Annotated in this window: 22 protein-coding genes and 3 pseudogenes; 18 read left to right on the top strand and 7 right to left on the bottom strand. The window is 71.5% G+C overall.

Annotated elements, in window-relative coordinates:
* Positions 1-61: 61 nt before the first annotated feature.
* Positions 62-205 (top strand): annotated as a pseudogene (locus ACGFR7_RS31195) (IS5/IS1182 family transposase); the annotation flags it as partial.
* Positions 206-906: 701 nt separating this feature from the next.
* On the opposite strand, the gene ACGFR7_RS31190 reads toward ACGFR7_RS31195, so the two are convergent.
* A complete protein-coding gene (locus ACGFR7_RS31190; protein ID WP_393325646.1) occupies positions 907-1,323 on the bottom strand; it encodes a hypothetical protein in 417 nt (138 codons plus the stop codon).
* Between the two features lie 1,016 nt (positions 1,324-2,339).
* Here ACGFR7_RS31190 and ACGFR7_RS31185 point away from each other — a divergent pair.
* The 5 genes and pseudogenes from ACGFR7_RS31185 to ACGFR7_RS31165 all read left to right on the top strand — a co-directional run.
* Positions 2,340-2,462, top strand: coding sequence for a hypothetical protein (locus tag ACGFR7_RS31185; protein ID WP_393325645.1), 123 nt, complete (start codon positions 2,340-2,342; stop codon positions 2,460-2,462).
* A gap of 113 nt (positions 2,463-2,575) precedes the next feature.
* Positions 2,576-2,719 (top strand): hypothetical protein, encoded by a 144-nt coding sequence (locus ACGFR7_RS31180; protein WP_393325643.1) that lies wholly within the window; start codon positions 2,576-2,578, stop codon positions 2,717-2,719.
* A 112-nt stretch (positions 2,720-2,831) separates the two neighbouring features.
* Entirely contained in the window at positions 2,832-6,065 is a 3,234-nt protein-coding gene (locus tag ACGFR7_RS31175; protein WP_393325641.1) for a lantibiotic dehydratase, read from the top strand.
* The gene (locus ACGFR7_RS31170; protein ID WP_393325639.1) at positions 6,062-7,561 is read left to right on the top strand and encodes a lanthionine synthetase C family protein; all 1,500 of its coding nucleotides are present in this window, start codon (positions 6,062-6,064) and stop codon (positions 7,559-7,561) included. Before ACGFR7_RS31175 ends, ACGFR7_RS31170 begins: the two co-directional genes overlap by 4 nt.
* A gap of 38 nt (positions 7,562-7,599) precedes the next feature.
* Positions 7,600-7,728, top strand: a pseudogene (locus ACGFR7_RS31165) (IS5/IS1182 family transposase); the annotation flags it as partial.
* A 42-nt stretch (positions 7,729-7,770) separates the two neighbouring features.
* Here ACGFR7_RS31165 and ACGFR7_RS31160 read toward each other — a convergent pair.
* Positions 7,771-8,646: a glycosyltransferase family 2 protein gene (locus ACGFR7_RS31160; RefSeq protein ID WP_393325637.1), complete on the bottom strand. Its 876-nt coding sequence runs from the start codon at positions 8,644-8,646 to the stop codon at positions 7,771-7,773.
* Between the two features lie 311 nt (positions 8,647-8,957).
* Here ACGFR7_RS31160 and ACGFR7_RS31155 point away from each other — a divergent pair, with 311 nt between their 5' ends.
* The 3 genes from ACGFR7_RS31155 to ACGFR7_RS31145 all read left to right on the top strand — a co-directional run bounded on the left by ACGFR7_RS31155 (position 8,958) and on the right by ACGFR7_RS31145 (position 10,713).
* Positions 8,958-9,320: a cupin domain-containing protein gene (locus ACGFR7_RS31155; RefSeq protein ID WP_393325636.1), complete on the top strand. Its 363-nt coding sequence runs from the start codon at positions 8,958-8,960 to the stop codon at positions 9,318-9,320.
* Between the two features lie 389 nt (positions 9,321-9,709).
* The gene (trxA, locus tag ACGFR7_RS31150; RefSeq protein WP_393325634.1) at positions 9,710-10,120 is read left to right on the top strand and encodes a thioredoxin; all 411 of its coding nucleotides are present in this window, start codon (positions 9,710-9,712) and stop codon (positions 10,118-10,120) included.
* Entirely contained in the window at positions 10,117-10,713 is a 597-nt protein-coding gene (locus ACGFR7_RS31145; RefSeq protein WP_393325632.1) for a histidine phosphatase family protein, read from the top strand. The genes trxA and ACGFR7_RS31145 overlap by 4 nt, the downstream gene beginning before the upstream one ends.
* A 200-nt stretch (positions 10,714-10,913) precedes the next feature.
* On the opposite strand, the gene ACGFR7_RS31140 is transcribed toward ACGFR7_RS31145, so the two are convergent.
* From ACGFR7_RS31140 to ACGFR7_RS31130, 3 genes are all read right to left on the bottom strand, one after another.
* Positions 10,914-11,945 (bottom strand): rod shape-determining protein, encoded by a 1,032-nt coding sequence (locus ACGFR7_RS31140; protein ID WP_393325630.1) that lies wholly within the window; start codon positions 11,943-11,945, stop codon positions 10,914-10,916.
* 152 nt (positions 11,946-12,097) lie between these two features.
* On the bottom strand, positions 12,098-12,757 hold the full coding sequence (locus ACGFR7_RS31135; RefSeq protein WP_393325628.1) for a hypothetical protein: 660 nt from the start codon (positions 12,755-12,757) through the stop codon (positions 12,098-12,100).
* Between the two features lie 77 nt (positions 12,758-12,834).
* A complete protein-coding gene (locus ACGFR7_RS31130) occupies positions 12,835-13,878 on the bottom strand; it encodes a TetR/AcrR family transcriptional regulator C-terminal domain-containing protein (protein WP_393325626.1) in 1,044 nt (347 codons plus the stop codon).
* Between the two features lie 180 nt (positions 13,879-14,058).
* Here ACGFR7_RS31130 and ACGFR7_RS31125 point away from each other — a divergent pair, with 180 nt between their 5' ends.
* The gene (locus ACGFR7_RS31125; RefSeq protein WP_393325624.1) at positions 14,059-15,690 is read left to right on the top strand and encodes an MFS transporter; all 1,632 of its coding nucleotides are present in this window, start codon (positions 14,059-14,061) and stop codon (positions 15,688-15,690) included.
* Between the two features lie 212 nt (positions 15,691-15,902).
* Here the strand turns inward: ACGFR7_RS31125 and ACGFR7_RS31120 are convergent, their stop codons facing one another.
* Positions 15,903-16,334, bottom strand: a complete 432-nt coding sequence (locus ACGFR7_RS31120; protein WP_393325622.1) for a MarR family winged helix-turn-helix transcriptional regulator — start codon at positions 16,332-16,334, stop codon at positions 15,903-15,905.
* An 88-nt stretch (positions 16,335-16,422) separates the two neighbouring features.
* Here ACGFR7_RS31120 and ACGFR7_RS31115 point away from each other — a divergent pair, with 88 nt between their 5' ends.
* The 7 genes and pseudogenes from ACGFR7_RS31115 to ACGFR7_RS31085 all read left to right on the top strand — a co-directional run bounded on the left by ACGFR7_RS31115 (position 16,423) and on the right by ACGFR7_RS31085 (position 24,608).
* Positions 16,423-17,442: an NADP-dependent oxidoreductase gene (locus ACGFR7_RS31115; protein WP_393325620.1), complete on the top strand. Its 1,020-nt coding sequence runs from the start codon at positions 16,423-16,425 to the stop codon at positions 17,440-17,442.
* 224 nt (positions 17,443-17,666) lie between these two features.
* On the top strand, positions 17,667-18,095 hold the full coding sequence (locus ACGFR7_RS31110) for an organic hydroperoxide resistance protein (protein ID WP_393325618.1): 429 nt from the start codon (positions 17,667-17,669) through the stop codon (positions 18,093-18,095).
* Positions 18,096-18,480: 385 nt separating this feature from the next.
* Complete coding sequence (locus ACGFR7_RS31105; protein WP_018088072.1) at positions 18,481-18,606, top strand: hypothetical protein; 126 nt, start codon at positions 18,481-18,483, stop codon at positions 18,604-18,606.
* A 261-nt stretch (positions 18,607-18,867) separates the two neighbouring features.
* Positions 18,868-19,869 carry a LacI family DNA-binding transcriptional regulator gene (locus ACGFR7_RS31100; RefSeq protein WP_393325771.1) on the top strand — a complete coding sequence of 334 codons (1,002 nt, stop codon included), beginning with the start codon at positions 18,868-18,870 and terminating at the stop codon, positions 19,867-19,869.
* Between the two features lie 103 nt (positions 19,870-19,972).
* The gene (locus tag ACGFR7_RS31095; protein ID WP_393325616.1) at positions 19,973-21,574 is read left to right on the top strand and encodes a sugar ABC transporter ATP-binding protein; all 1,602 of its coding nucleotides are present in this window, start codon (positions 19,973-19,975) and stop codon (positions 21,572-21,574) included.
* Positions 21,564-23,623: pseudogene (locus ACGFR7_RS31090) on the top strand (substrate-binding domain-containing protein). Before ACGFR7_RS31095 ends, ACGFR7_RS31090 begins: the two are co-directional and overlap by 11 nt.
* 58 nt (positions 23,624-23,681) lie before the next feature.
* The gene (locus ACGFR7_RS31085) at positions 23,682-24,608 is read left to right on the top strand and encodes a ribokinase (protein ID WP_393325769.1); all 927 of its coding nucleotides are present in this window, start codon (positions 23,682-23,684) and stop codon (positions 24,606-24,608) included.
* 247 nt (positions 24,609-24,855) lie between these two features.
* On the opposite strand, the gene ACGFR7_RS31080 is transcribed toward ACGFR7_RS31085, so the two are convergent.
* Positions 24,856-25,056 carry a hypothetical protein gene (locus ACGFR7_RS31080; protein WP_393325615.1) on the bottom strand — a complete coding sequence of 67 codons (201 nt, stop codon included), beginning with the start codon at positions 25,054-25,056 and terminating at the stop codon, positions 24,856-24,858.
* A gap of 85 nt (positions 25,057-25,141) precedes the next feature.
* Here ACGFR7_RS31080 and ACGFR7_RS31075 point away from each other — a divergent pair.
* Positions 25,142-25,554, top strand: a 413-nt coding sequence (locus tag ACGFR7_RS31075; RefSeq protein ID WP_393325614.1) for a HAMP domain-containing protein, incomplete at its 3' end; no start/stop codon positions are given.

The following is a 25,554-nucleotide window of genomic DNA, read 5'->3' as shown; positions in this document are numbered from 1 at the left end:
CACGCCCTTAACGAAATGATCTTCGAGGTGGTTGGATTGCTCCGGTCGGGCATGACCTGACGGCAGTAAGCATCACTTGATCACCGGCGCCACCGGCATCCCGCTCGCCGCCACCTTGACCGGCGGCAACCGTAACGACGTCACCCAGTTGATCCCACTCCTCCAAGCCGTGCCGCCCGTGCGGGGCAAGCGCGGCCGGCCCCGCCGCCAGCGAGCGGTCCGAAGAAAGCCGAAACGGGGCACAGCCTCCCCGTTCACCTGCCCCGGCCGTGGAGGCAGCCGTGTACCGGGAGGTGGAGGCAGCCATCGCCACTGGATCATCCGGTCCCGGTCGCTCACCTGGTGCGACCCGCCCGCGGCGATCACCTGCGGCATCAGCGGCGCGATCACGGCCAGCCAGGGCTGGTTCGCATGCTCGTTCCTCATCAGGCGGCGCTCGCCGCGGAACTGGCGCGACTCCGGCGGCGCGACGCGCAGGATCACCGGCTCCGCACGCCCGGCCAGGGTGACGCGATAGACGCTGTTGTACTTCCCCGTACCCATCTCGACAACGGACACCGGCGTGGCGGCGCCCCCGAGGGCCCTCGCGCAGACCTTCCCGATCTCGTCCGCGGTCAGTGACTGCTGGAACGCCTCCGAGGCGCGCTCGACTGGCTGGAAGTCCATGCCGCGCAGGATGCCCCGCTCGCCGGCTGTTCGACACGTACTCCGCGTCCGGCGCTACGGCCGGAACGCCGGTAGCCCTGTGCGCAAAGGCCGCGGTGTCCCGCAGGGTGTCCACAGCCCGGGTGCCAGTCTGCACCATCGTGACTTCGGGTGCGGAGAGCGGTATGTCGATCATGTCCGCCGGCATAGGAATCTGCCGCCCGGCGAGGGACGCGCTGATTCCTTTGCGCCACGCGGCGGTCAACGTGCACGCTTGGGGCGCCGGGGCCTCGGGCAGCCAGGCAAGCGCACCCAGCGCAGCGTCTCGACCTCTTCCGGCGGCAGCAGCCCCGCGCCGATGAGCGCAGCCCGACCGGCCTGCTCCGCACCGATCCGGTAGGCGCTCGCCCAGGAGTCCGTCTCGTGGAAGTAGCCGTCCGTGAGCAGTACCGCCGCCGACACCTCGCCGAGCCCCTGCGTCAGGCCCTCCCGGATCGCCGGGAGGAATTCGGCAGGCAGCCGCTGCTCGGACACGACGCTGAGCAGTTCCAGTCCGCCTTCGCCGCCCGGAGGTTCGAAGTCCGCGACGAAGCGCGCAAACGGCCCACAGCCGCCGCGGTTCATCACCACGCAGACGCTCACGCCACGCACAGGAGAGGGAAGGCCAAGGCCAATCATGGGTCCACCGTAGGGACGCCGCCTCAGTACAGCCAACGGATTGTGCGAGGCTCGGCCCGTTGCGTTTGAGTCAGCCGTTCCGCTTGAACCCGCGGCGGAGGGGAGCCGGTTTTGGCGGATGCCACACAGGCTGCCACCAAAACCGGCACTGAAGTGCTCCGAAAGGGAGAGCACGACCAGTGAGACTGCGGCACTCCGGCCCCGGCGGTGAGCTGGCAAACCAGCGGCGCCCGCGACTACGCCGCCCTCGCTCTGAAAGAGGCCGGGAAGCTGTAGAGACCCCCGGCGCACTGCAAGCGCACACCCGAGGGCCTGATGGTTCGTCCGACCCTCGTCGTATGGGCCAGGAAGCCGAGAAGGCCGGGAATTTGGCGTGGCTTTGCCGACGTGCCCCGGACCGAGAGGCAACCGGAACTGGGAGTTCGGGTACCTCCGGTGTTTTGCGCTTACCGTCTGTCCATCTCACGGAAAGGCGAAGCTGCGCCCGATGCAGTCTCCCCCGCGTCCGGGGCCGCCACCGGACCTGACCTGGGGATTTGCGCGGCTAACTCCCGGCCGGGCGAAGGTCCGTTCATCCATGCGCTGCGTGCTGTCACACGTCCAAGAAGCAAAGGATTGCCATGTTGCTGGGGCTATCTGGATCTCCCCACCCCGTGTTCGGAGCCGGGACAGTCCCGCTCGCCGAAGTTCCCCACTCTCCCGCGCGTCAGCCTGGGGCAGGGTGCCACAGGGGAAGTCCGCCCGACGGCCACCGTCAGGGCCGGGACGCACAGTTCAGGTGAGCGAGGCCGCATGACCGCAGGATCCGCGTCCGGCACCAAGGGCGGCAGCAAGACTGGCAGGCTCTGGCCCAGTTGGCGCAGCGCCGGATCCGCGCACGACGGGCGGACCGCCGACGACGCCGGGGCCTGATCGCGCTCATCGTGGTCGGCGCCCTGGCGTTGGTAGCCGGGCTGCCCTGGCTCATTTGGCGCGGACCCAATGTTCTGGACGCCTAGTATCTCGACAGTAAGGCAATGGCCAACGGATCCGCAGCCCTCGCCACCGGCCTGCGTACCGCCGCCGTCGCCTTCGTCGCTGTCCTCGGTGCCGACATCGCCCTGAGGAACGGTCCAACTGCCCATCCAATAAAGGCTTGACAGGTATTGAGGAGCCAATAGGCTTCGTTTGGAACGGGGTTCCAAGGCATGATGGAAGGAGCCCCGTGATTATTTCTCAAATCCGTCCGCATGGATGGAGGAAGGTGGTAACAATGAACGTGGAGTTGGCTCTGGAGGAGCACGAGGGCGTATTCGACCTGGACGTTCGTGAGGTGACCGACGTCGCCGCGCCAGTTTCTCAGAATGCGGCATTCACGCTCGGCGTCCGATGCGAAACCACGGTCATATTCTGCTGAGTCGGCATCGGTGGGCACCTTTCTCGGTTCGGGAAAGGTGCCCACTGCATCGACGAGGGCGCTGAAACGGATAGCAGGGAAGGTTGCAGTGGGGAATTCGTTGTTCTCATGTGTGGGATTTGCCCTGCTGCGCGCCCCCGTGCACCCGGCGCACCGCGCCCGTGAGGCCATCGTCGACGTACCGGAAGGCGTGGCCGACGAAGCCGTCAGGCTGACCGACCACTTACGCGACCTCGCCTCCGACGTGGAATTCCGGGAGGCAGTCGCAGTATCCAGTGTGTCGCTGGCACACCGTTGGGACGCGGCCCTGGGCGGAACGGAGCAGAAGGTCACGGACCTGCGGCGGGCAGTCCGGGCACTGACCTCCTACCGGTCGCGCATGGCCACCCGCGCCACTCCGTTCGGTCTGATGGCCGGCGTGGCCGTGGCACGGATCGCCCCCCGGCCGCAGGAGGCGGGGGCGCGTCTGGGCGCTGCCCACCGGCGCGTGGTCCGGCCGGACCACGGTTGGCTCACCGCGCTGGCCACGGACTGGGAGCGCCGACCCGAGGTGGTGCGCCACCTGCGCATACAGGCCAACAACCTGTGTGTCGTCCGGGGAGACCGGCTCGTGGTCGCCACCGGCCCCGGCGACCCGGCGGACGAACGGCCGGACGGACGGGTGGTGCGCGAGGTGAGCGTGCGGTACACCGCGGCCGTTCGCGCCGCGGTGGAGTCGGCTCGTGCCCCCGTACCCTTCGTGGACTTGGAGGAACGGCTGGTCGAGCAGTTCCCGCAAGCGTCCCGCGAGACCATCGTCCAGATGTTGGTGGGACTGGTGGAGCGCGAGGTTCTGCTGACCGAGCTGCACCCGTCTGCCCACCACGCGGACCCCGCGGGTCATGTGCTGGCCACCCTGGCGGCGCCGGACGCGCCGGAGCCCGCCGAACTCCGCGCCATCGCCGCACAGTTGACAGAACAATCGGTGCGGACCGCGACCGGGGCGGGTGGCACGGGTCGGCAGTCGGCCTGGAAGTCACTCCTCCACCGGATGGGTGGGCTCCGCGAGCAGGAGCACCTGGTGCAGGTGGACCTGGCTCTGGACGCGGAGGTGCGCCTGCCGCCTGCGGTCGGAGCCGAGGCGGAACGGGCCGCGCACCTGTTGTGGCGGCTGTCCGACGACGTCCCGTCCCTCCAGTACCACCGCGACTTCCTGGAGCGTTACGGCGAGGACCGCGCCGTACCCGTCAAAGAGCTGCTCGACCCGGATGTGGGCCTCGGGGTGCCTGCCGACTACCGGCAACCGCCGAGCCGCCGGACACCGCCGGGCCAGGACGGCCGGAATCCTGAACGCGACCGGCACCTGCTCCACCTCGCCCAGGAAGCCACGGTGACCGGTGCCGCCGAAGTGGTGCTCACCGACGACCATCCGCTCGTGGTCCGCCTCGCCCGCGACACCGGTACACCGCCCGCGGGGCTGGAGTTGTTCACCCAGCTGGTGGCCACCTCGTCCGCCGCGCTGCGCGACGGGCAGTTCCGGTTGGTGGTGGAATCCACCGTCGACGAGGCCGGAGCCAGCTTCGGCCGGTTCGCCCACCTGTTCCCGGACGAGGACCGGACGGCACTGGCGGAGATGGCTGCCGCGAGCCGGGGCGGCGGCGCGGCAGCGGACGCGGTCCGCGCACAGGTGGTGTTCCGGCCACGCAGCCGGTCCGGCAATGTGACCCGGATGCCCCGGCTGTTGGAGCCCCATGTCCCGGTCGGCGCGTTCGCCCTGGGGGAGGGGGACCTGGACCTCGACGACCTCGCCGTGCGAGCTGACGCCCACCGGCTGTTCGTGGTGCGGCTCAGTGACGGCCGGGAGGTGGTCCCGGCCGTCTACCATCTGCTCCGCCCCGACCGCGTACCGGATGTGGCACGCCTGCTCGGTGACATCCCGCGCAGTGGCGCGCGGCCGTGCCGGCCTTGGAATTGGGGGGCCGGCGAGGACCTGCCGTACACCCCCCGGGTGCGGTACGGACGCACGGTGCTCGCTCTGGCTCGCTGGCGGCCGTCCGAGGCAGTGCGCGACCAGGACACACCGTTCGACCAGTGGGTGGAACGGGTGCACACGTGGCGGGAGCGCTGGCGGGTGCCCGAGCGTATCTGCCTGACCCACTCCGACCAGCGGCTCGAACTGCTCCTCAGCGAGCCGGCACACCTGCGGGTCCTCCGTCGTGAACTGCGCCGCCGCCCGGATGCGGTGGTCCGCGAGGTGCTGGACGCCGATGACACATCGGGGTGGCTGAGGGGAGAGGGCGGTGCGCATCGCAATGAGTTGGTCTTCCCCCTGCTCTCCCGTGCTGTGACTCCCGCGCAGACCAGCGCGGTGTCGGTGGGGACGAGAGAAACGCCGCCCGGATGCGCACCACGTACGGAGTCAACCCTTGCCGCCCTCCCCGGACGGCAGGAGGCCCGCCGTCCCTTGCGGCCTCGTGTCGCGCGGGGTGAGCACCTGCCCGGAGGCGAGTGGCTGTACGCCCTGGTGCACTGTTCTCCGGACCGCCACCAGGAACTGCTCGGCCGGCATCTTCCCCGCCTGCTCCACGCGCTGCCGAAGGCGGTGGACCGCTGGTTCTTCATCCGCTACCGCGATCACGACGACCATGTGCGGCTGCGCCTCCACGGAACGCCCGAAGCGCTCGCCGGCACCGTGCTGCCCGCCGTGCACCGGTGGGCCACCGACCTGCGAGCGCACGGCCTGATCCAACGGCTTTCTCTCGACACGTACGCGCCGGAGTACGAGCGCTACGGCGGCCCGGCCGCTCTGGCGGCCGCGGAACGTGCCTTCCACGCCGACAGCCTTGCAGTCGTCAAAACGCTCGACCTGCGTGAGCGCGCCATGCTGGAGGTCGAGCCCGTGCTCCTCGCCGCAGCCGGCTATGTGCACCTGCTCCGGGCCTGGCAGGGGACGTCGGTCACGTCCGGATCATCGGACGGCACCGACGGTGACCCGAGCGGGCCGGAGTGGCTGCTGCGGGCGTACCCGAAGGACGCGAGGCACAAGGAGTTCCAACGACGCCGTGCCGAGGCCGTCGCCCTCATCGACCCCTACGGTGACTGGGCCGGGCTGTGCGCCCGCCCGGGCGGGGAGGCGGTGCTGGCCGCGTGGGAAAAGCGGTCGCGAGCGGTAGCTGACTACCGGCGCGCGCTGCAGGGGCCGGGTGCCCGCGAGTGGTACTCGCCAGGGCGGACACTGTCGAGCCTGCTCCACATGCATCACAACCGGCTGATCGGCGTCGACCGGGAGGGAGAGCTGGCGTCGCTGGCGATCGCGCGAGGCGTTGTCCAGGCACACCGGGGCCGGCGGACAAAGGGGCGGACGTGACGGGAGAGCAGATACCGAACGGAACACCGGGCAGTGACACCTCTGACGCCGTCGCCCGGGGTGCCGAGATCCGGGGCGGAGCCCTCCCGGGCGGAGGCACGACCGTCGACAACACACCACCGGTCAACGACACCCCACCGGTCGGCGAGGCCGTCCCCGACGATGCCGCGACGCGGGGCCGGGCCCGACGGATCGTTGCCGAACTGGCCGAGCGGCTTCACCGACCGGACCCAGTCGTTGGGACGCCCGCCGCCCGCGGAGACACGGCGAGTGCGCCGGGCTCGGGAACGCCGCGGTCACCTGTGTCCGGCCCCACCCTGGCGGCGGGGCACAGCGGGGCCGCGCTGCTCTACGCGGAGCTGTCCCACATGGCACCTGCCTTTCGGCAGACCGCCCATGCCCACCTGGCCGCTGCCCTGTCCACGTTGGGATCCCGACCCGGCGTGGGCCTTTACGACGGAGTGACGTCCCTGGCCTTCGCGGCCCGCGTGACGCGGCACGGTCCGCAGGACTACGCCACCCTCCTTGACCAGCTCGATGAAAAGGTCATCGCCGGCCTGCGCGCCATCCTCGGCACGGAGCGGGCACGCCTTGACGCCGGGCGCGCCGGCGTGGCCATGAGCACGTACGACACCATCAGTGGTGTCACCGGTATCGGCCGTTACCTGTTGTTGTGCCGGGACCGTCACCACGAGCCGCTCGCCGAGTGCCTGTCCTACCTGGTCCGACTGGTCCGTACGGTGCGCGCCCACGGGGTCGCGGTGCCGGGCTGGTGGGTGCCCACAGGTCCCTCCCTCCTGCGCGACGCCCGCTTCCCCCGCGGCCACTTCAACCTCGGGGCTGCGCACGGCATATGCGGACCCCTGGCTCTGCTCGCGCTCGCCCACGAGCTGGGGGTGCGCGTGCCCGGCCAGTCGGAGGCCATCCACCGTCTGGCCGAGCACGTACTGTCCTTCCGGCTCGACGGAGGCCGCTGGCCGCGGGTGCTCGGGTTCGACGACTTCGTCGCCGACTCCCCAGGGGCCGTTTCCGGACCTGGGGCCACCGCGGCCGGTTGGTGTTACGGCACCCCCGGAGTGGCCCGAGCTCTCTACCTGGCCGGTCGTGCCCTCAACGAACCCGGATGGCGGGACACGGCGACCCAGTCGCTGACCGGCACACTGCTCGCTCTGACGCGCCACCAGGTCGGGAACAATTCGCTCTGCCATGGATGGGCCGGACTGCTGCAGATCGCCTGGCGGATGACGGATGACAGTGCCGACGCACGCTTGGCCGGGCTCCTGCCCCGCCTGGCCGGCCGACTGATCGACGCCTATGACCCCGGCCTGCCCTACGGGTTCTCCCACGACCGCCCCGCGCTGATGTCCGGACAGCCCCTACCACCGCACAGTCCCGGCTTCCTGGAAGGCGCCACCGGCATCGCCCTCGCCCTCCACACCTACGCCACCGGACGAAGGCCGTCCTGCCCATGGGACGCGGCGCTGTTGCTCAACTGACGGGGAGATCGTTGACGTGCATGTTTGCCCCCGATTTCGACGACGCCGGCCTGATCGACGTCTCCCGCGTGGTTTTGGACTCAGCCCACGTCAGGGTCAAAAAAGGGGGCGAACTCGCAGGGCCGAGCCCCGTGGACCGGGGCAAACCGGGTTGCAAGATGCACATCCCTTGGTGGAGCCAGATCCCCGAAGGAGCCAGGAGGGATCCCTTAGATGACCGGGGGGCGGCCCAGTCTCGTCATGCGCCAGACCGTGCGCCAGCGCATCGGCCGCCGCCGTCCGCACGGGGTCCGCACCCCCTCGGCGAAGCCCGCGGCCCAGGCGCGCAGGCCCGCCGCCGAGCGGCTGCGGACGGCAGTCAGTGCGGCCCATACGCCTAGGTAGAGCGGCACCAGGAGCGCGGGGAGGTGCCGCTTGGCCAGCCAGACGCGGTTTCTGGCGACCATGCGGTGGTAGACGGCGTGCCGGGTGGGCGAGGTGTACGGGTGCTGGAGCACCAGTTCCGGTGCGTAGCGGATGTGCCAGCCGTCGTCCAGGGCCCGCCAGGCCAGGTCGGTTTCCTCGTGCGCGTAGAAGAACTCGTCCGGCCAGCCGCCGATTCTGTCCAGCATCGGGACGGACAGCGAGTGCCCGCCGCCGAGGAACGTGGTGACCAGCCCGCCGCGTGCCGGGTCGCCGACGCGCAGGCGCGGGACGTGGCGACGCTGGGTACGGCCCCGCTCGTCGGCGACGCGGAAGCTCACGACCCCCAACTTCGGGTCGCCGGTGTGCAGTTCCGCCAGCCGGCTGAACACGTCCGGGCTGATCAACAGGCCGTCGTCGTCCAGATCGACCACGATGTCGAGGTCCCCGAGTTTGCGCAGCTCGTCCAGGGCGACGTTCCGGCCGCCGGAGACTCCCAGGTTGTCGCTCAGCTCGATGCCCACGGCACCGTGCGGCAGCGGGGGGAGCGGCGAGCCGTTCCCGATGACCACGATGTGAGCCGGCGGGAGGTCCTGCTTGGCGACCGAATCCAGCAGCGCCTGCAGCTCGGCGGGACGGTTTCCCATGGTCAAGATGGCGACGCCTACGCGCAGATGACGCACAGAAGAATGCTCCGTTCTTGGCGGTCCTTTCGCGATGCTAGCCGTCGGGGGAGGCGACTGCGTGCTACGGCACCTCCCCGGCGACATCCCGTCGGATGGCCGTAGTGGGGCTCTTTCCGGTGGACTGGCAGGCCCGCCGGGTCCGCCAGGTCCGCCGGGTCCGCCGGGTCCGCGAGGTCCGGTGGGGTCCGTCAGGCCCGGTGGCCGGGCGCTTCGGTGCGGCGCACCATGGAAGCACCGGGGGGTATCTGCCTGGATGGCCAGATGGGCAGGCGACCAGATGACCAGGGGGGTGGATGGAGGAAGCCCTCATGATGGAAGTCAAGACGGTCGACAAGCCGGATGAACGGCGCGACTTTCCCCGGGGCCACCTCGAAGCCCTGCACCTCACCGGACTGGACTTTGCCGTGGCCACCTTCGAGCCCGGCTGGCACTGGACGGAGTCGGTGGGGCCGATCGTCGGGACCAAAAGCTGCGAGGTACACCACAACTGCTACATGGTCCAGGGCCGGATGCGTCTGCGGATGAACGACGGCGCGGAGTCCGAGGTGGGCCCCGGCGATGTGTTCGTCTGTCCGCCGGGTCACGACGCCTGGGTCGTGGGGGATGAACAGGTGATCCTGTACGACTTCGCGGGCGGTATGGCGACCGACTACGCCAAGCCCGAGAGCTAGGGGATCCAGGGGTGGGGCGGCTTGGGGAGAGCCGCGGGGGCGAGGCGAGCCGAGGTGATGCGGTGCGGGGTGACGCGATGGGGGGCGATGCGAGGCGATGCGAGGTGATGTTCCCCAGGGCGTGCCGGAAGGGGAGATTCAGGGGGTGCGGGGGTGCCCTGGGTGCCCTGGGTGCCGTGGTGGAGCCCGGTGGGAGGGGCGGCGGCCCGCAGTGGTGGGGCCCGTGTGGGGGCGTGGCGATTCCCACGTGAATCGCGATGTCTAGGAACGCGATCGGTGGGCAGGGGTGCGGGACGGTCCGGCGTGCGGAATACGTCACGGGTTATGCCCGTTACCGCAGCCGGAGACCGACTGGCAATCGTCGACAGACCGGAAGCAGGGAAACACGCATGAGCACCATCGAGCTCACCAAGGAAAACTTCGACGAAATCGTCTCCGGCAACGATTTCGTCCTCATCGACTTCTGGGCCGAGTGGTGCGGGCCGTGCAAGCAGTTCGGCCCGGTCTTCGAGAAGTCGTCCGAGACGCATGACGACCTGGTCTTCGCCAAGGTCGACACGGAGGCGCAGCCCGAGCTGGCCCAGGCCCTCCAGATCCAGTCCATCCCGACCGTGATGATCGTCCGCGAGAACATCGCGGTCTTCGCCCAGCCGGGCGCGCTGCCCGCCGAGGCCCTGGAGGACGTCATCGGCCAGGCCCGCGCGCTGGACATGGACGAGGTCCGCGCCTCGGTCACCGAGGACCAGCAGAACGAGCAGGCCGAGGCCGCCGAGCAGGGGCAGCAGGCGCAGGGCTCGTGAGCGACCTCCTTCTGGTCCGGCACGGCGAGACCGAGTGGAGTCGGGACGGCAGGCACACCAGCTGGACCGATCTGCCGCTGACCGTGGTCGGTGAGGAGCAGGCCCGCGCACTGCGGCCGCTGCTGTCGGACCGGAAGATCGGGCAGGTGTACGCCAGCCCGATGGAGCGGGCGCTGCGCACTGCTGAGCTGGCGGGCCTCGCCCGCCCGCAGACCGATGCCGACCTGCGGGAATGGGACTACGGCGGCTACGAGGGCATCGCCACCGCCGAGATCCACCGCAGTCGGCCCGGCTGGTATCTGTTCTCCGACGGTGTCCCCGAGGGGCCCGACGGGCACCCCGGGGAGTCACCGGAGCAGGTCGGGGCGCGTGCCGACCAGGTGCTGGCGCGGATCGTGCCGCAGCTGGCAGCCGGTGAGGGGGATGTGGCGCTGGTGGCGCACGCCCACTTCCTGCGGGTGCTCGCCGCCCGCAGGCTCGGGCTGCCGCCCGGCGCCGGCGGGCTGTTCACGTTCGAGACCGGGGCGGTGGGCGTCCTGGGCACGGAGCACGACCGCCCTGCCGTGGTCGCCTGGAACGCCCGGAGTCTGTAGCGGAGCGGCTGGAGCCTGCGAGGCATGGACCTGTAGTGCCTGGACCTGCGGTGCTGGAGCCTGCGAGGCCTTTGGACGTGCAGGGCCTGAAGCCTGCAGCGTCCGGAGCCAGTGGTGCCCGGAACCGGCAGGCTGACCTGCCTGCCCGCCTGCCCGCCTGCCCGCCTGCCCGCCTGCCCGGGCCCGGCGCGTGCGCGTCCTTACGGGTCCATCGGATCGAGGTGCAGGGGTTGCACCTTGCCCTCGATCATGGCGCCGAGCCCCATCACGGCACAGGTGTCGGGGCGGTCCGCGGTGTGCACCGGCATGGTCGTGGCCTGATGAATCATCGGCTCCAGCCCGGGGATCAGCGCGCTGCCGCCCGCGAGCACGATGCCGCGCTCCCCGAGATCGGCCACCAGATCCGGCGGGCAGCGGCGCAGCACGGACCCGATGGCGTCGAGGATCGCGGTCAGCGGGGTGGTGATGGCGTCCCGGACCCGCTCGGTGTCGACATGCACGGAGCGCGCCATCCCGCTGACCACATCCCGGCCGTGCACCTCGGTGGAGCCGGGGGTCAGGCCGTCGCCGCCGGAGAGGATCAACTGCAGCGGACGCACCGCCTGGCCCGCCAGCATCAGCTCGTGGTGCAGCCGCAGATGCTGGATCACCGCGTGGTCGATGGCGTTGCCGCCCACCGGAACGGTCTCCGCCGCCACGATCGAACCGAGCGAGAGCACCGCGACCTGCGTGGTTCCCGCACCACACACCACGATCATGGTGGCCTCGGGCTGCTCCACCGGCAGCCCGGAACCCACCGCGGCGGCGACCAGGGTGTCGACCAGCTCCACCCGCCGTGCCCCCAGCCCCGTCAGCGTCTCCACGGCAGCCCGCTGGGCCAGCGGCTCGCTGCCGTACGGGAGGCAGACCGCGGCCCGGGTCGTGGGGCGGCGCCGCCAGGTTTTGCGCAGCTTGTCGCCGACCAGGGTGCGCAGCAGCCGCTGGGCCATGTCGATGTCGACGATGGTGCCGTTGGAGACCGGGCGTACCACCCGGATGTAGTCGGGGGTGCGCCCGTCCATCACCTCGGCCTGGGCGCCCACAGCCAGCAGTGCCCCGGTACGGGTGTTGATGGCGGCGACGGTCGGTTCATCGACGACCAGCCCCTGGTTCTTCACATACACCCTGGTCCGGGCCGCTCCGAGGTCGACGGCGGCCGAGCACCGCCGCAATTGGGCGAGGCTGATGGTCATGGATGATTCCTCCCCGACGGGCCGGTATGGACGAAAGCGCTCGTGCGGCCTGTTCGCAGGGACCGCTCGTGCGCCATCCTCCGGTCGCGCGCGGCCGCCCGCCCGCTGGAAAGGTCCGCTCGGGGGACGGGCCGGGGACGGACCGGGGGCGGTTAGGGCGAAGGAGTGAGGTCGCGGCCGTTGGCCGGTGTGGCGGGGGCCGAACCGGTCAGCCGCTGGTACAGCCCCCAGGTGAATTCCGCGACGATGTCCCGGGGGGTGCCGTCGGGACCGGGGGCGGTGCAGGCCAGCTGCCAGCGGGTGGGGGCGCTGCCCTCCCTCGGACGGGCCGGTGCGAAGGCGCGGGCGACCTCGTCGACCGTGCACGACCAGGGCCTCAGATCCTCGGTCGTCCGCAGGTCAGGGGCCCTGGCGCCGGGTGCCCGGACGAGCCAGGCGTTCCAGACGGCGCCCCGGGCGCCGGTGAGGACTTCGAAGCGCAGATCGGGCCAGAGCGGAACGGTCCAGGCCAGGGCCTCGCAGGTCAGGTCGCCGATACGGCGGGTGGTGACGGTCTCGGGGGTGCCGAGCAGCGCACGATACGGCCAGGCGCCGCCGCGCGCCCGCGGGGCATGCATGCGTGCCTGCCAGCGGCGGTTGGCCTCGCGCATATCGGCGCGGGAGGTCCCCAGGGTCCGCAGGGCATCCTCGACCAGGCCGGGGTGGTGGTCGGCCATCCGGCGCAGCAGGACGAGCTGGAAGGCGACCGGCCCCGGCGGGCCGGACGAGGCTCCGGAGCCGGCGGGCGGGTCGGTGTCAGCGGTGCCGTTCATGAGGACATGGTCGTGGACGGAGCGGGATCCGGGACCGGGGGACCGGAGGGCCCGCGGTCGGGAGTCGGGCAGGCCGCTCAGCCGCCATCCCCGCCATCCCCGCCATCCCCGCCATCCCTGCCAACCCCGTCATCCGCACCATTACCGGCGTCACTGCCATCAACACCAACACCAACCTCACCCCCGCCCCCCGGCCGCCCCACGAGCGCTTCCATGCCGTCCAGCAGACGGGCCAGCCCGAACTCGAAGAGCGAGTCCTGATTCACCACGTCCTCACCGATCGCCGAGACCCCCGCGTACATGGGGTACGAGCCCGAGGCGAGGATCCCCTCGAACGTCGGCTCCATCGTGGCCATCCACTGCTCCTGGTCCATGCCGGTCTCCTGCTCGGCCTCCAGGTCGTCCTCGAATCCGGCGGCGGTGGACAGCACGAAGCCCAGCAGCGTCAGCGCCATGTGGATCAGCGTCACCGGGTCCATCCCCCGGACCCGCGCCATGGTCCACTCGATCAGTGCCATCGCCCGAGGCATCGGCTGCGGCCGGGTGATCGACAGGTGCTGCGCCAGCCACGGGTGCCGCCGGTAGAGCTCCCACTGCAGGCGTGCGCCCGCCTCCATCCGTGCGCGCCAGCCGTCCGGCGCCGGCCGGGGCAGCTCGACGTCGAGGAACGCGGCGTCCGCCATCAACAGCACCAGCTCGTCCTTGCCTGCCACATGACGGTAGAGCGCCATCGAGGACACCCCGAACTCGGCGGCGACCCGGCGCATCGACAGCGCCCGCAGCCCCTCGGCATCGGCGACCTTGATCCCGGCCCGCACGACGCTCTCGCGGCTCAGCCCGCTGTCCGTCTCCCGCGCCCGCCGCTCCCGTACCGGCCCGCCGCGGCGGGCGGTCCGCTGCGGCTCGGCCACGACCGTGCCCACCCCCGGTACGACCCGTACCAGCCCTTCCTGACGCAGCGTCGTCAGCACCTTGGTGGCGGTCGCCATCGCCACCCCCCACTCCTGGGTGATCCGCCGGGTCGAGGGCACGCGGTCGCCCGGCGTCAGCTCGCCCGTGGCGACACGGTGCCGGATCGCGTCGGCGATCTTGCGGTAGGGCGGTGGGGGTGGCTGCTCCACGGGGGGCCTCCGTACTAGTGCGCCAGGGGAAGCCAGGGTAATCCTGCGGGGTGTGAGGGGAGTAGTCCGCACTCCATCCGGGCGTTGCACTAGGGCCGGTGCACTAGTGTGATGCATCACCAATTCCCTTGTCAGGACTAATGTTTGCACCGTAAGCGCAACCTGCTTACGGTGTCATCCATGTCGTTTACTCCGTACACATCCAAGCCGCTGGCCGGCCGCCGGGAGTGGACCGCCCTGGGCGTCCTCCTGCTGCCCTGCCTGCTCGTCTCGATGGACGTCTCGGTGCTCTACTTCGCGGTGCCGTTCCTGACGGCGGAGCTGAAGCCCAGCAGCGTCCAGCAACTGTGGATCCTCGACGTCTACGGGTTCGTCCTGGCCGGCCTGCTGATCACCATGGGGGCGCTGGGCGACCGCATCGGCCGCCGCAAGCTGCTGCTGTCCGGCGCCCTCCTCTTCGGACTCGCCTCCGGGGTGGCCGCCTATGCGCGGAGCGCCGAAATGCTCATCGCCGCACGGGCGTTGCTCGGCATCGGCGGTGCGACCCTGATGCCGTCCACCCTCGCGCTGATCCGCAACCTCTTCCACGACGCCAAGCAGCGCGGCAAGGCGGTCGCGATCTGGTCGGCCGCGGTGACCGGCGGCATCGCGGTCGGTCCGGTGCTCAGCGGGGCGCTGCTGGAGCACTTCTGGTGGGGCTCGGTCTTCCTGGTCAATGCCCCGGCGATGGTGCTGCTGCTGGTCTGCGGGCCGCTGCTGCTGCCGGAGTTCAAGAACCCGGCGGCCGGACGCTTCGACTTGCCCGGCTCGCTGCTCTCCCTGCTCGCCATGCTGCCGGTGGTCTACGGCGTCAAGGAGATCGCCCGCGACGGCCTGGCGGTGCTGCCCGTCCTCGCCCTCGTGGCCGGCCTGGCGGCGGCCGCGGCCTTCGTGTACCGCCAGCGCACCGCCCGTCATCCGATGCTCGATCTGGAGCTCTTCCGGCACCGCGGGTTCAGCGTCTCGGTGCTGATGAACCTGCTGGCGATGTTCGCGATCGTCGGCTGCGCGGTGTTCTTCACCCAGTACCTGCAGTCCGTACGGGGCATGAGCCCCATGGAGGCAGCGCTGTGGAATCTGCTGCCGACCCTCGCGGTGGGCGGGATGGCGCCGGCCGCCACCGCGCTCGCCCAGCGGATGGACCGGGCCTATGTCATCGCCATGGGGTGCGGCATCGCGGCCGGCGGCTTCGTCTGGCTGTCCTGGCTGGAGCCGGGCTCGGCCCTGTGGTGCCTCCTGACCGGATCGGCGGTCTACGCCTCGGGCCTGGTGGTGGTGATGTCACTCGGCAACGAACTGGCCATCGGCCTCGCGCCGCCCGAGCGGGCGGGCTCCGCCTCGGCCGTACTGGAGTCCGGCACCGAACTGGGCGGCGCGCTGGGCATGGCGGTCCTGGGCAGCGTCGGGAGCGCGATCTACCGCGGTGACATCGGCGGCGCGCTGCCCCCGGGCCTTCCTGTGGACGCGGCGGGCGCGGCACGGGAGACGCTGGCGGGCGCCGTGGCGGTGGCTGGTCAACTCCCCGGGAGGGCCGGGGAGATGTTGCTGACCGCGGCTCGGGCGGCGTTCACCGACGGGCTGCGGACGGCGGTGCTGGGCGCCGCGGGCGTCATGGCCGTTGCCGCGGTGCTGGCGCTGGCGCTGCTGCGGGGGCTGCGGACGGCGGGAGCCGCGGGGGAGCCGGACGCTTCGGGGGCGGCTGGTGGGCGGCAGGGTGCAGTGGTTGGGGCAGAGGTGGGAGCGGACGCGGCCGGTGGGTCGCCGGCGTCCTAGCCGGTCCGTCGCCTGCGTCCTGGGGGGCTCGCGGAACACCCCGTGGGGCCGCACCCCTCCAAGGAGGTACCGGCCGGGCGCTCTCGCTCTCTTGCGGCGGCCGGAGCGCCCTTGTCTCTCTTGCGGAGGCACCCCGATTCGGCGCCCCTATCGGCACCCCGATTCGGCACCCGGATCAGGCGCCCCGATTCGGCGCCCGGCCGTCGGCCGGCTCACTCGGGCGCGACGCCCAGCATCCGCTGGAGCAGTTCCTTCAGCAGCGTCCGCTCGGCGACCGTCAGACGGCCGAGGGGTTCGCGGGCGAAGTGGAGCGAGGTGCGCAGCGCCTCGCTCGTGCGCGCGCCCTCGTCGGTGGGGGCGGCGAGCTTGACGCGGCGGTCGGACGGATCGGGGCGGCGTTCGACCAGGCCGCGGGACTCCAGGCGGTCCACGATGCCGGTGACGTTCGACGGCTCGCACTTCAGGCGCTCGGCGACCTTGCGCATGGGCAGCGGTTCGAGGCTGAGCAGGCTGAGCACCCTGGCCTGGGCGCCGGTGAGGGAGTGCTCGGCCGCGGCGAGCTCGTACTCCTCGTAGTAGCGGGCGACGACGGTGCCGATGAGGTCGACGACCTCGACGGTCAGGGGGTCTGCGCGGGGGGTCATACACACGAGGATACCCATTTACTTGACAACATGAAATATCGAGGAGCATGGTTGTTTCAGTACCTGAAGCTTTTGGAGGATCGCGCTTATGTCCGCACTGCCCACGACCGGCCGCGAATGGCATCTCGTCGCCCGCCCCCACGGCTGGCCCACGCCGGAGGACTTCGCGCTGCGCGAGGCCGCGGTGCCCGAGCTCGGCGAGGGTCAGATCCTCGTCCGTACGCAGCACTTCTCCGTCGACCCGTACATGCGCGGCCGGATGAACGATGTGAAGTCCTACGTCCCGCCCTTCCAGCTCGACCAGCCGATGGACGGCGGCGCGGTCGGCGAGGTCATCGCCTCGCGCGATGACTCCCTCGCCGTCGGCGACCATGTGCTGCACGGTCTCGGCTGGCGTGAGTACGCGGTGCTGGACGCCAAGCGCGCCGCCAAGGTGGACCCGTCGCTGGCTCCGCTCACCGCCTACCTCGGCGTGCTGGGCATGCCGGGCCTGACCGCCTACGCGGGCCTGCTGGAGGTCGCGTCCTTCAAGGAGGGCGACGCCGTCTTCGTGTCCGGCGCGGCCGGTGCGGTGGGCAGCGAGGTCGGCCAGATCGCCAAGCTCAAGGGCGCCTCCCGGGTCATCGGCTCGGCCGGGTCGGACGACAAGGTCAAGCTCCTGGTCGAGGAGTACGGCTTCGACGCCGCCTTCAACTACAAGAACGGCGATGTCGCCAAGCAGCTCAAGGAGGCCGCGCCGGACGGCATCGACGTCTACTTCGACAACGTCGGCGGTGACCACCTCGAGGCGGCGATCAGCTCCTTCAACGTTCACGGGCGCGCCGCCATCTGCGGCATGATCTCGATGTACAACGCCACGGAGCCGAGCCCCGCCCCGCGCAACCTCGCGATGGTGATCGGCAAGCGGCTGCGCCTGCAGGGCCTGCTGGTCAGCGACCACGCCGCGCTGCAGCCGCAGTTCGTCGAGGAGGTCTCCGCCTGGATCCGTTCCGGCGAGCTCAAGTTCAGCGAGACCAAGGTGGCCGGCATCGAGAACGGCGTCGAGGCGTTCCTGGGCCTGATGCGCGGCGAGAACACCGGAAAGATGATCGTGAGCCTCGACAGCTGACGACAGACGTCGACAGACGACGGCTGGCGACAGCTGACGACAGTTCGACGACGCCCTGGCGCCGGAGGAGGGGTGGGGGAGCAGGGGGGCGGGGAAAGCCCGAGGGGCATCCATCTCACCACCTCGCCCGCCTCCCTCCGACCCCTTGCCCCGCCCGTTAGGCTCGGCGGCACGCCGTCGCGATCCGTGGGCACGAGTCGCGGCGAACCACAGGAGGATTTGGTATGTCCATCCAGTCCGTCGATGTCGTCTACACCGCCGTCGCCACCGCTGAGAACGGCCGTGACGGCCGCGTCGCCAGCGATGACGGCAAGCTCGACGTGATCGTCAACCCGCCCAAGGAGCAGGGCGGCAGCGGCGCCGGCACCAACCCCGAGCAGCTGTTCGCGGCCGGCTACAGCGCCTGCTTCCAGGGCGCGCTCAGCGTCGTCGCCCGCCGGGAGAACGCCGATGTCTCCGACTCCCGGGTGACCGCCAAGGTCGGCATCGGCAAGACCCCGGACGGCGGTTTCGGTCTCACGGTCGAGATCTCCGCCGCGATCCCGAACGTCGACGCGGCCACCGCCCGCGACCTCGTGGAGAAGGCGCACCAGGTGTGCCCGTACTCCCACGCCACCCGCGGCAACATCGAAGTCAGGCTCACCGTCGTCTGACGCCCGACGCCCCCGACGCCCCCGACGCCCCCGACGCCCCCGACGCCCCCGGCGCCCCCGACGCCGGGTGCCCGGCGCCCGGCGCCCGGCGCCCGTCGACTGACGCCCGACGCCGGGCGCCGTGAGCGCTGGGGCCCGCGAGCACCGGGGGCCGTGGGCACCGGGGGCCGTGGGCGCCGGAAACGTGCGGCAGGAGATGTGAGGCCAGGGGCCGTATCCCGTGAACGGGGTGCGGCCCCTGGTGCGTCTGCCGTTTTCCGCCGATGCGGCGTCAACTCGCGCTATTCTGGCGGGGCTTCACCACGTTCCTCCCCACAGCTCCGCCGGCGGCCGGCCGGTGGGGGCCCTGGTCTCCGGGGCCTGTCCGGAGGAGCGAGGAGGAGCGATGGACGATCAGGACACGGAGCAGGAGAGCGACCGGTGGGCGCCGTCTGACAGATGGCAGGTGGTCATCGGGGTGCTGGGCCTGCTGGTGGCGATCGTCGCGTGTGTGGGGCAGTTCGCCCGGTAGTTGCCGGAGGGCCCCGTGGGTCCGGACACGGCCGGTGCCCGTCGTCGAGGCGGGGCGGCCAACGGGGGAGTGCCCGGGCTCGACAGGCCCCCCTTCCGCGCCGTGATGTGACGCAGCCAACATTCACGCCATCTTGACGCACGCCCCGTGTAATCGATTTCGTAGCCCCCGCGAATCCCTCGCGAAATCGATTACACATCGATCATGCGAAGCCGCTCCCCGCACGGGAAGTGCTCGCACGGACAGAACGGCAACGGCGCCATGGCGAACATCAAGGATGTGGCAGAACGGGCAGGGGTCTCCGTCGCCACGGTCTCCCGGGTCCTCAACGGCCACAGCCCGGTCGCGGAGACCCGCGAGCGGGTGCTCGCCGCCGTACAGGAGCTGGGCTACCGCCCCAACAACGTCGCCCGCGCGCTGCGCACCGCACGAACCGGCGCGCTCGGTCTGATCATCAGCGACCTCACCAACCCGTTCTTCACCGAGCTGGCCGACGCCGTCGAGGACGAGGCCCGCAGCCTCGGCTACAGCCTGGTCATCGGCAACGCCGGCGAGCGCCCCGCGCAGCAGGACGACTACATCCGCACCCTGCTCGACCGGCGGATCGACGGCCTGCTGGTCAGCTCGGCCGGCACCGGCTCGGCGATGCTCCGCGAGGTCGTCGCCTCCGGCACCCCTCTGGTGCTGCTGGACCGCGCCGTGCCCGGCATCGACGCCCCCTGCGTACGCGCCGACGGCCGTGACGCGCTCACCGAGCTCGCCGCCCACCTCGCCGCCCTCGGCCGCCGCCGGCCGGCGATCATCGTCGCCCCGGCCGGCACCCCCACCGGCGATGAGCGCCTGGACCTCTTCCGTACGGCGCTGGCCGGGCACGGCATCGCACTGCCCGACGAGCGGGTCGGCGCCACCCCCGACCTCCAGCACACCGGGGGCCGGCAGGTGATGAGCGCCTTCCTCGACCTCCCCGAACCGCCGGACGCGGTGCTGGCCACCGACAACCTGATGGCGCTGGGCGCGATGGACGAACTCCGTGCCCGCGGGCTGCGGGTCCCCGACGACGTGGCGCTGGTGGTCTATGACGATGTGCCGTGGTTCACCCACACCGATCCGCCGCTGACCGCCATCGCCCAGCCCACCCGCGGACTCGGGCGGGCCGCCGTCCACACCCTGCTGGAGCGCATCGAAGGGCGGCCCGCCGACTCCGTGCTGCTGCCCGCCCGGCTGGTCACCCGCCGCTCCTGCGGCGAAGTGCCCGCCCCCTGAGCGGGCCCGCCCGGGCCGGCCCGCCGCTCCGGGCCCGGCACCCCCGTCCGGGCGGGCCACCCCGTCAGTCACCAGAACCATCCGAGGAAGAGAGGGGCAGCGCATGACCGGCGTCAACGACGACGAACCGGGCGGCCGCGAACTGCTGCGCGTGCAGGGGGTGACGAAGTCGTTCCCGGGCGTCCGCGCGCTGGACGGCGTGGACCTGACCCTGCGCACCGGTGAGGTGCATGTCCTGCTCGGCGAGAACGGCGCGGGCAAGAGCACCCTCATCAAGATGCTCTCCGGCGCCCACCGCCCCGACGAGGGCCGCATTCTCGTGGACGGCGACGAGGTCACCATCCGCTCGGCGCAGGACGCCGAACGGCACGGCATCGCCACCATCTACCAGGAGTTCAACCTCGTTCCCGGGCTGACCGTCGCCGAGAACATCTTCCTGGGCCGCCAGCCGCGCACCGCGCTCGGCCTGGTCGACCGGAAGACGATGCGGGCACGGGCCGCCGAGCTGCTGCGGCGCGTACGGCTCGACGTCTCCCCGGACACCCCGGTCGCCGAACTGGGCATCGCCCGTCTCCAGATGGTCGAGATCGCCAAGGCGCTGAGCCTGGAAGCGCGCGTCCTGATCATGGACGAGCCGACCGCGGTCCTGACCTCCGAGGAGGTCGAAACCCTCTTCGCGATCGTCCGCGAGCTGCGCGACTGTGGCGTCGGCATCATCTTCATCACCCACCACCTGGACGAGATCGGCGCACTCGGCGACCGGGTCACCGTCCTGCGCGACGGCCGCTCCGTCGAGGAGGTGCCGGCCTCGACGGACGAGGACGAGCTGATCCGCCTCATGGTGGGCCGGGACATCGCCGAGCAGTATCCGCGGCAGCGTCCCGAGGAGCCGGGCGCGCCCCTGCTGCGCGTCCGCGGTCTGACCCGCAACGGCACCGTGGCCGGGCCGGTCTTCGAGGGCATCGACTTCGAGGTGCGGGCCGGTGAGGTCGTGGGCCTCGCCGGGCTGGTCGGCGCGGGCCGCACCGAGGTGGCCCGGGCGGTCTTCGGCGTGGACCGCTATGACGCAGGGACGGTCGAGGTCGACGGCAAGGAGCTGGCCCGCGGCGATGTCCGCGCCGCCATGCGCGCCGGGCTCGGCCTCGTGCCGGAGGACCGCAAGGGCCAGGGCCTGGTCATGGACGCCTCCCTCCAGGACAACCTCACCCTCGCCCGCCTCGACCGCGACACCCGCGGCGGGCTGGTGGACCGGGGCGCGCAGCGGCGCGAAGCGGCCACCGTCGCCGGGCAGTTGAAGGTCCGGATGAGCGGGCTGGGGCAGAGCGCCCGCACCCTCTCGGGCGGCAACCAGCAGAAGATCGTCATCGGCAAGTGGCTGCTGGCGGACACCAGGCTGCTGATCCTCGACGAGCCGACGCGCGGTATCGACGTCGGGGCCAAGGTCGAGATCTACCAGCTCATCAACGAACTGACGGCGTCCGGCCGCGCGGTGCTGATGATCTCCAGCGATCTGCCCGAGGTGCTCGGCATGAGCGACCGGGTGCTGGTGATGTCGCAGGGCCGGCTGGCCGGAGAGCTGTCGGCCGAAGAGGCCACCCAGGACGCCGTGATGGAGCTGGCGCTCCAGTCCCCGCACGGCACGAGCACGAACACGAGCACGAAGCACCACGACGAGAGCGCGATGGAGGGCTCCGATGTCCACTGAGCTGAAGAAGGGAGCCGCCGCCGAGGCGGTGGGCCGGGCACCGGACCGGGACGGCGCGGGAGCGTGGTTCTCCCGGGCGGTCCTCAGGAACGGCCCGCTCGGCGGGCTGATCGCCCTGGTCGTGGTGATGGCGGTGCTGTCCAGGGACTTCCTCAACGGCCAGAACCTCCTCAATGTCGGCGTCCAGGCGTCGGTCACCGCGATCCTCGCCTTCGGCGTCACCTTCGTGATCGTCTCGGCCGGTATCGATCTGTCCGTCGGCTCGGTCGCCGGGCTCTCCGCCACCGTCGTCGCCTGGGCGGCCACGGGCGAGGGCCTGCCCGTCTGGATGGCCGTACCGCTCGGTCTGGCGGTCGGCGCGGGGGCCGGTCTGGTCTCCGGCGCGCTGGTCGCCTACGGCAGACTGCCCGCCTTCATCGCCACGCTGGCGATGCTCTCGATCGGCCGCGGTCTGGCCCTGGTCATCTCCGGCGGCTCGCCGATCCCCTTCCCGGGCTCGGTCGGCGCGCTCGGCGACACCCTCGGCGGCTGGCTGCCGGTGCCCGTCCTCGTCATGATCGCCATGGGGCTGATCGCCGCGCTGGTCCTGGCCCGTACGTACACCGGCCGGGCGATGTTCGCGATCGGCGGCAACGAGGAGGCGGCCCGGCTCTCCGGCATCCACGTCAAGCGCCGCAAGCTCGTCATCTATGCGCTGTCCGGGCTGTTCGCCGCGGTCGCCGGCATCGTGCTCGCCGCCCGGCTCACCTCCGCCCAGCCGCAGGCCGCCACCGGCTACGAGCTGGACGCCATCGCCGCCGTCGTCATCGGCGGGGCCAGCCTTTCCGGCGGCTCAGGCAAGGCCTCCGGCACCCTCATCGGCGCACTGATCCTCGCCGTCCTGCGCAACGGCCTGAACCTGCTGAGCGTTTCGGCGTTCTGGCAGCAGGTGGCCACCGGTCTGGTCATCGCGCTGGCGGTGCTCCTGGACACGCTGCGCCGCCGGAGCGCGCGATGAAGGCCCCGATGAACGCCCCGAGGAGCGCCCCGGGGACCGGCCGGCGGAACGCCCGGGGGACCGGCCGGAAGACCGCACCCGAGGCCGCACCCGAGGCCGCACGCGCGACAGCACGCGCGACCGTACGCGCGAGCGCCCGGCTCAGGACGCCGCTGGTGGCCGGGCTGGCCGCGACCGTCGCCCTGGGGCTGGCCGGCTGCGACCGCGGCGGCAACACCGACCTGGGGCTGGCGCTGTCCACGATGAACAACCCGTTCTTCGTCGGCATCAAGAAGGGCGCCCAGGCCGAGGCGGACGCCCGCCATCTGCACCTCAACATCACCGACGCGCAGAACGACCCGACCCAGCAGATCAACCAGATGGAGACGTTCACCAGCCAGAACGTCAAGGCGGCCATCATCAACCCGGTCGACTCCGACGCCGCCGTCCCGGCCGTCGGCGTCGCCAACCGGGCGAAGGTGCCGGTGATCTCCATCGACCGCGGTGTCAACGGCGGCAAGGTCGGCTCGACCATCGCCTCCGACAATGTCGCGGGCGGCCGGCTCGCCGCGAAGACGCTGGCCGAATCGCTCGGCGGCAAGGGCAAGGTGGCCTTCCTGGAGGGCCAGGCCGGCACCTCCGCCGCCCGCGAGCGCGGCAAGGGCTTCGAGGAAGGCATCAAGAAATACCCCGGCATCCAGGTCGTCGCCCGTCAGCCCGCGGACTTCGACCGCACCAAGGGCATGGACGTGATGACCAACATGCTGCAGGCGCACCGCGACATCGGCGGGGTGTTCGCCGCCAATGACGAGATGGCGCTGGGCGCGTCCAAGGCGCTGGGCGGCCGCTCGGGCAAGGACGTGAAGGTGGTGGCGTTCGACGGCACACCGGACGGCGTCACGGCGGTCCGCAAGGGCACGCTGACCGCCACCGTCGCCCAGCAGCCGGAACTCCTCGGCAAGCAGGCCGTGGACTGGGCGCTCAAGGCCTCCCGTGGTGAGAAGCTGCCGCAGTCGGTCAGAGTGCCGGTGGTGCTGGTGACGGCGAAGAACGCCGCGAAGTTCGACGGCTGAGAGTGCGGCCCGGCGGGTCGCCGGGCCACGACGGAGGAGAAAAATGGGAGAGCGGCGCATGTATGACGTCCTCGTGGTCGGCTCGGCCAACGCGGATCTGACGGTACGGGTCGAGCGCCGGCCCGGCGCGGGCGAGACCGTGACCGGCACGGATCTGGTCGAGTCGGCCGGCGGCAAGGGCGCCAACCAGGCGGCCGCGGCGGCCCGGATCGGGGGACGCACCGCGCTGCTGGCGCGGGTCGGCGGCGATGCCTACGGCGAACTGCTGCTCGGCGCCCAGCGTGAAGCGGGCACCGACGTCAGCCCGGTGATCGTGGACGACGCGGCCCGCACCGGCACCGCCATGATCCTCGTCGACCCGGACGGCGACAACAGCATCGTGGTCTCGCCCGGCGCCAACGCCGCCCTCACCCCGCAGGACGTGGCGGCGGCGAAGGACACCATCGCCGCCGCCACGGTGGTCTCCCTCCAACTGGAGATCCCCATGGAGTCCGTACGCGCCGCCGCCGCGGCCGCCGAGCAGACCGGCACCCGTGTCGTCCTCAACCCCTCCCCGGCACCCGAGGCGGCCGCGCTGGACCCCGAACTCCTCGCGACGGCCGACCCGTTGGTGGTCAACGAGCACGAGGCGCGGCAGCTCTCCGGGCTCGCCGACGGCACGCCCGCCGCGTGGGCGCAGGCGCTGCGCGAGCGGGGCGCCCGCTCCGTGGTGGTCACCCTCGGCGGCGACGGCGCGCTGGTCCTGGACGCCTCGGGGGCCACGGAGGTCCCGGGCGTACGGGTCAAGGCCGTGGACACCACCGGGGCCGGCGACGCCTTCACGGGTGCCCTCGCCACCCGCCTGGCCCGTGGCGAATCGCTGCCCGAGGCGGCGCGCTTCGCCGTTCGGGTGGGTGCCGCGGCCGTCACCAAGCCGGGCGCCCAGCCGTCCTATCCCACCCGGGCCGAGCTGGACGTGCTGGCCCCCGAGGCGGCGCAGGGCTGAGACACGTGCCGGCGCCCGAGCCGGCGCGGGGCTGAGGCCCGGCTCCGGATGGCCGGACGGCCAGGTGGGGGCGGGCCGCCAGGCGGGGGCCGCCCGACGGGGGCGGCCAGGCAGGGGCGGGCAGGGGGAGGGCTGCGCCGGGAGCGCCGGCCCGGGAAGCGCCGCCCCCGGGAAGCGATCCGTTGCTTACTGCCGGTTTATGGGTCCTTTGGGCAGGATGGGTGCTGTGGGGCAACTGTCGTGTGCCTCACGGGATCTGAGGAAGGACCAGCAGTGCGCCTAACCCCCGTCCCGGTTTCGATCGCCGTGCCCGCGTCACCGGGTCTTCGGGGCTGATGACCGTGACCGTCTCCACCCCGCCGTCCTCGTCCTCCCCGTCCTCCTCGTCCTCCCCGTCCTCTTCGTCGTCCCCGCCGTCCGCGCCGGTGGCCGTACCTCCGCGGCCCACCCGGGCTCCCCGGCCGCCGGACCACCGTCCGGCACCGTGGTTGCGGCCGACCATCCGGATACGGCTCGCCCTGCTCTACGGTGGCATGTTCCTGATGGCGGGGGTCGTGCTGCTCGTCATCATCTACTTTCTGGCGGCCCGGACCCTCAAGGAGGGCACCCCGGAGTTCAGGGTGTTCGGCAGCAACGTCAGGCTGGGCAACATCAGCTGTCCCGACCTGCCGTCGGTCGCCTCGCTCGACGAGATCAACTCGGCGATCGGCCGCTGCCTCCGCAACCAACGCGAACAGGCCCTGCACACCTTCCTCAACAGCTCCGTGCTGGCGTTGCTGGGTTTGACGGTGGTGGCTTTCGCTTTCGGTTATGCGATGGCGGGGCGGGTGTTGTCGCCGTTGGGTCGTATTACGCGGACGGCTCAGCGGGTGGCGGGTTCGGATCTGCACCGGCGGATCGAGCTGGGGGGTCCGGATGACGAGCTCAAGGAGCTTGCGGACACCTT

This window comes from Streptomyces sp. NPDC048516 (assembly GCF_043199875.1).
Classification (GTDB): Bacteria; Actinomycetota; Actinomycetes; order Streptomycetales; family Streptomycetaceae; genus Streptomyces.
Note: the sequence above shows the minus strand (reverse complement) of the source record. Positions and strands in the feature narration are given on the sequence as shown.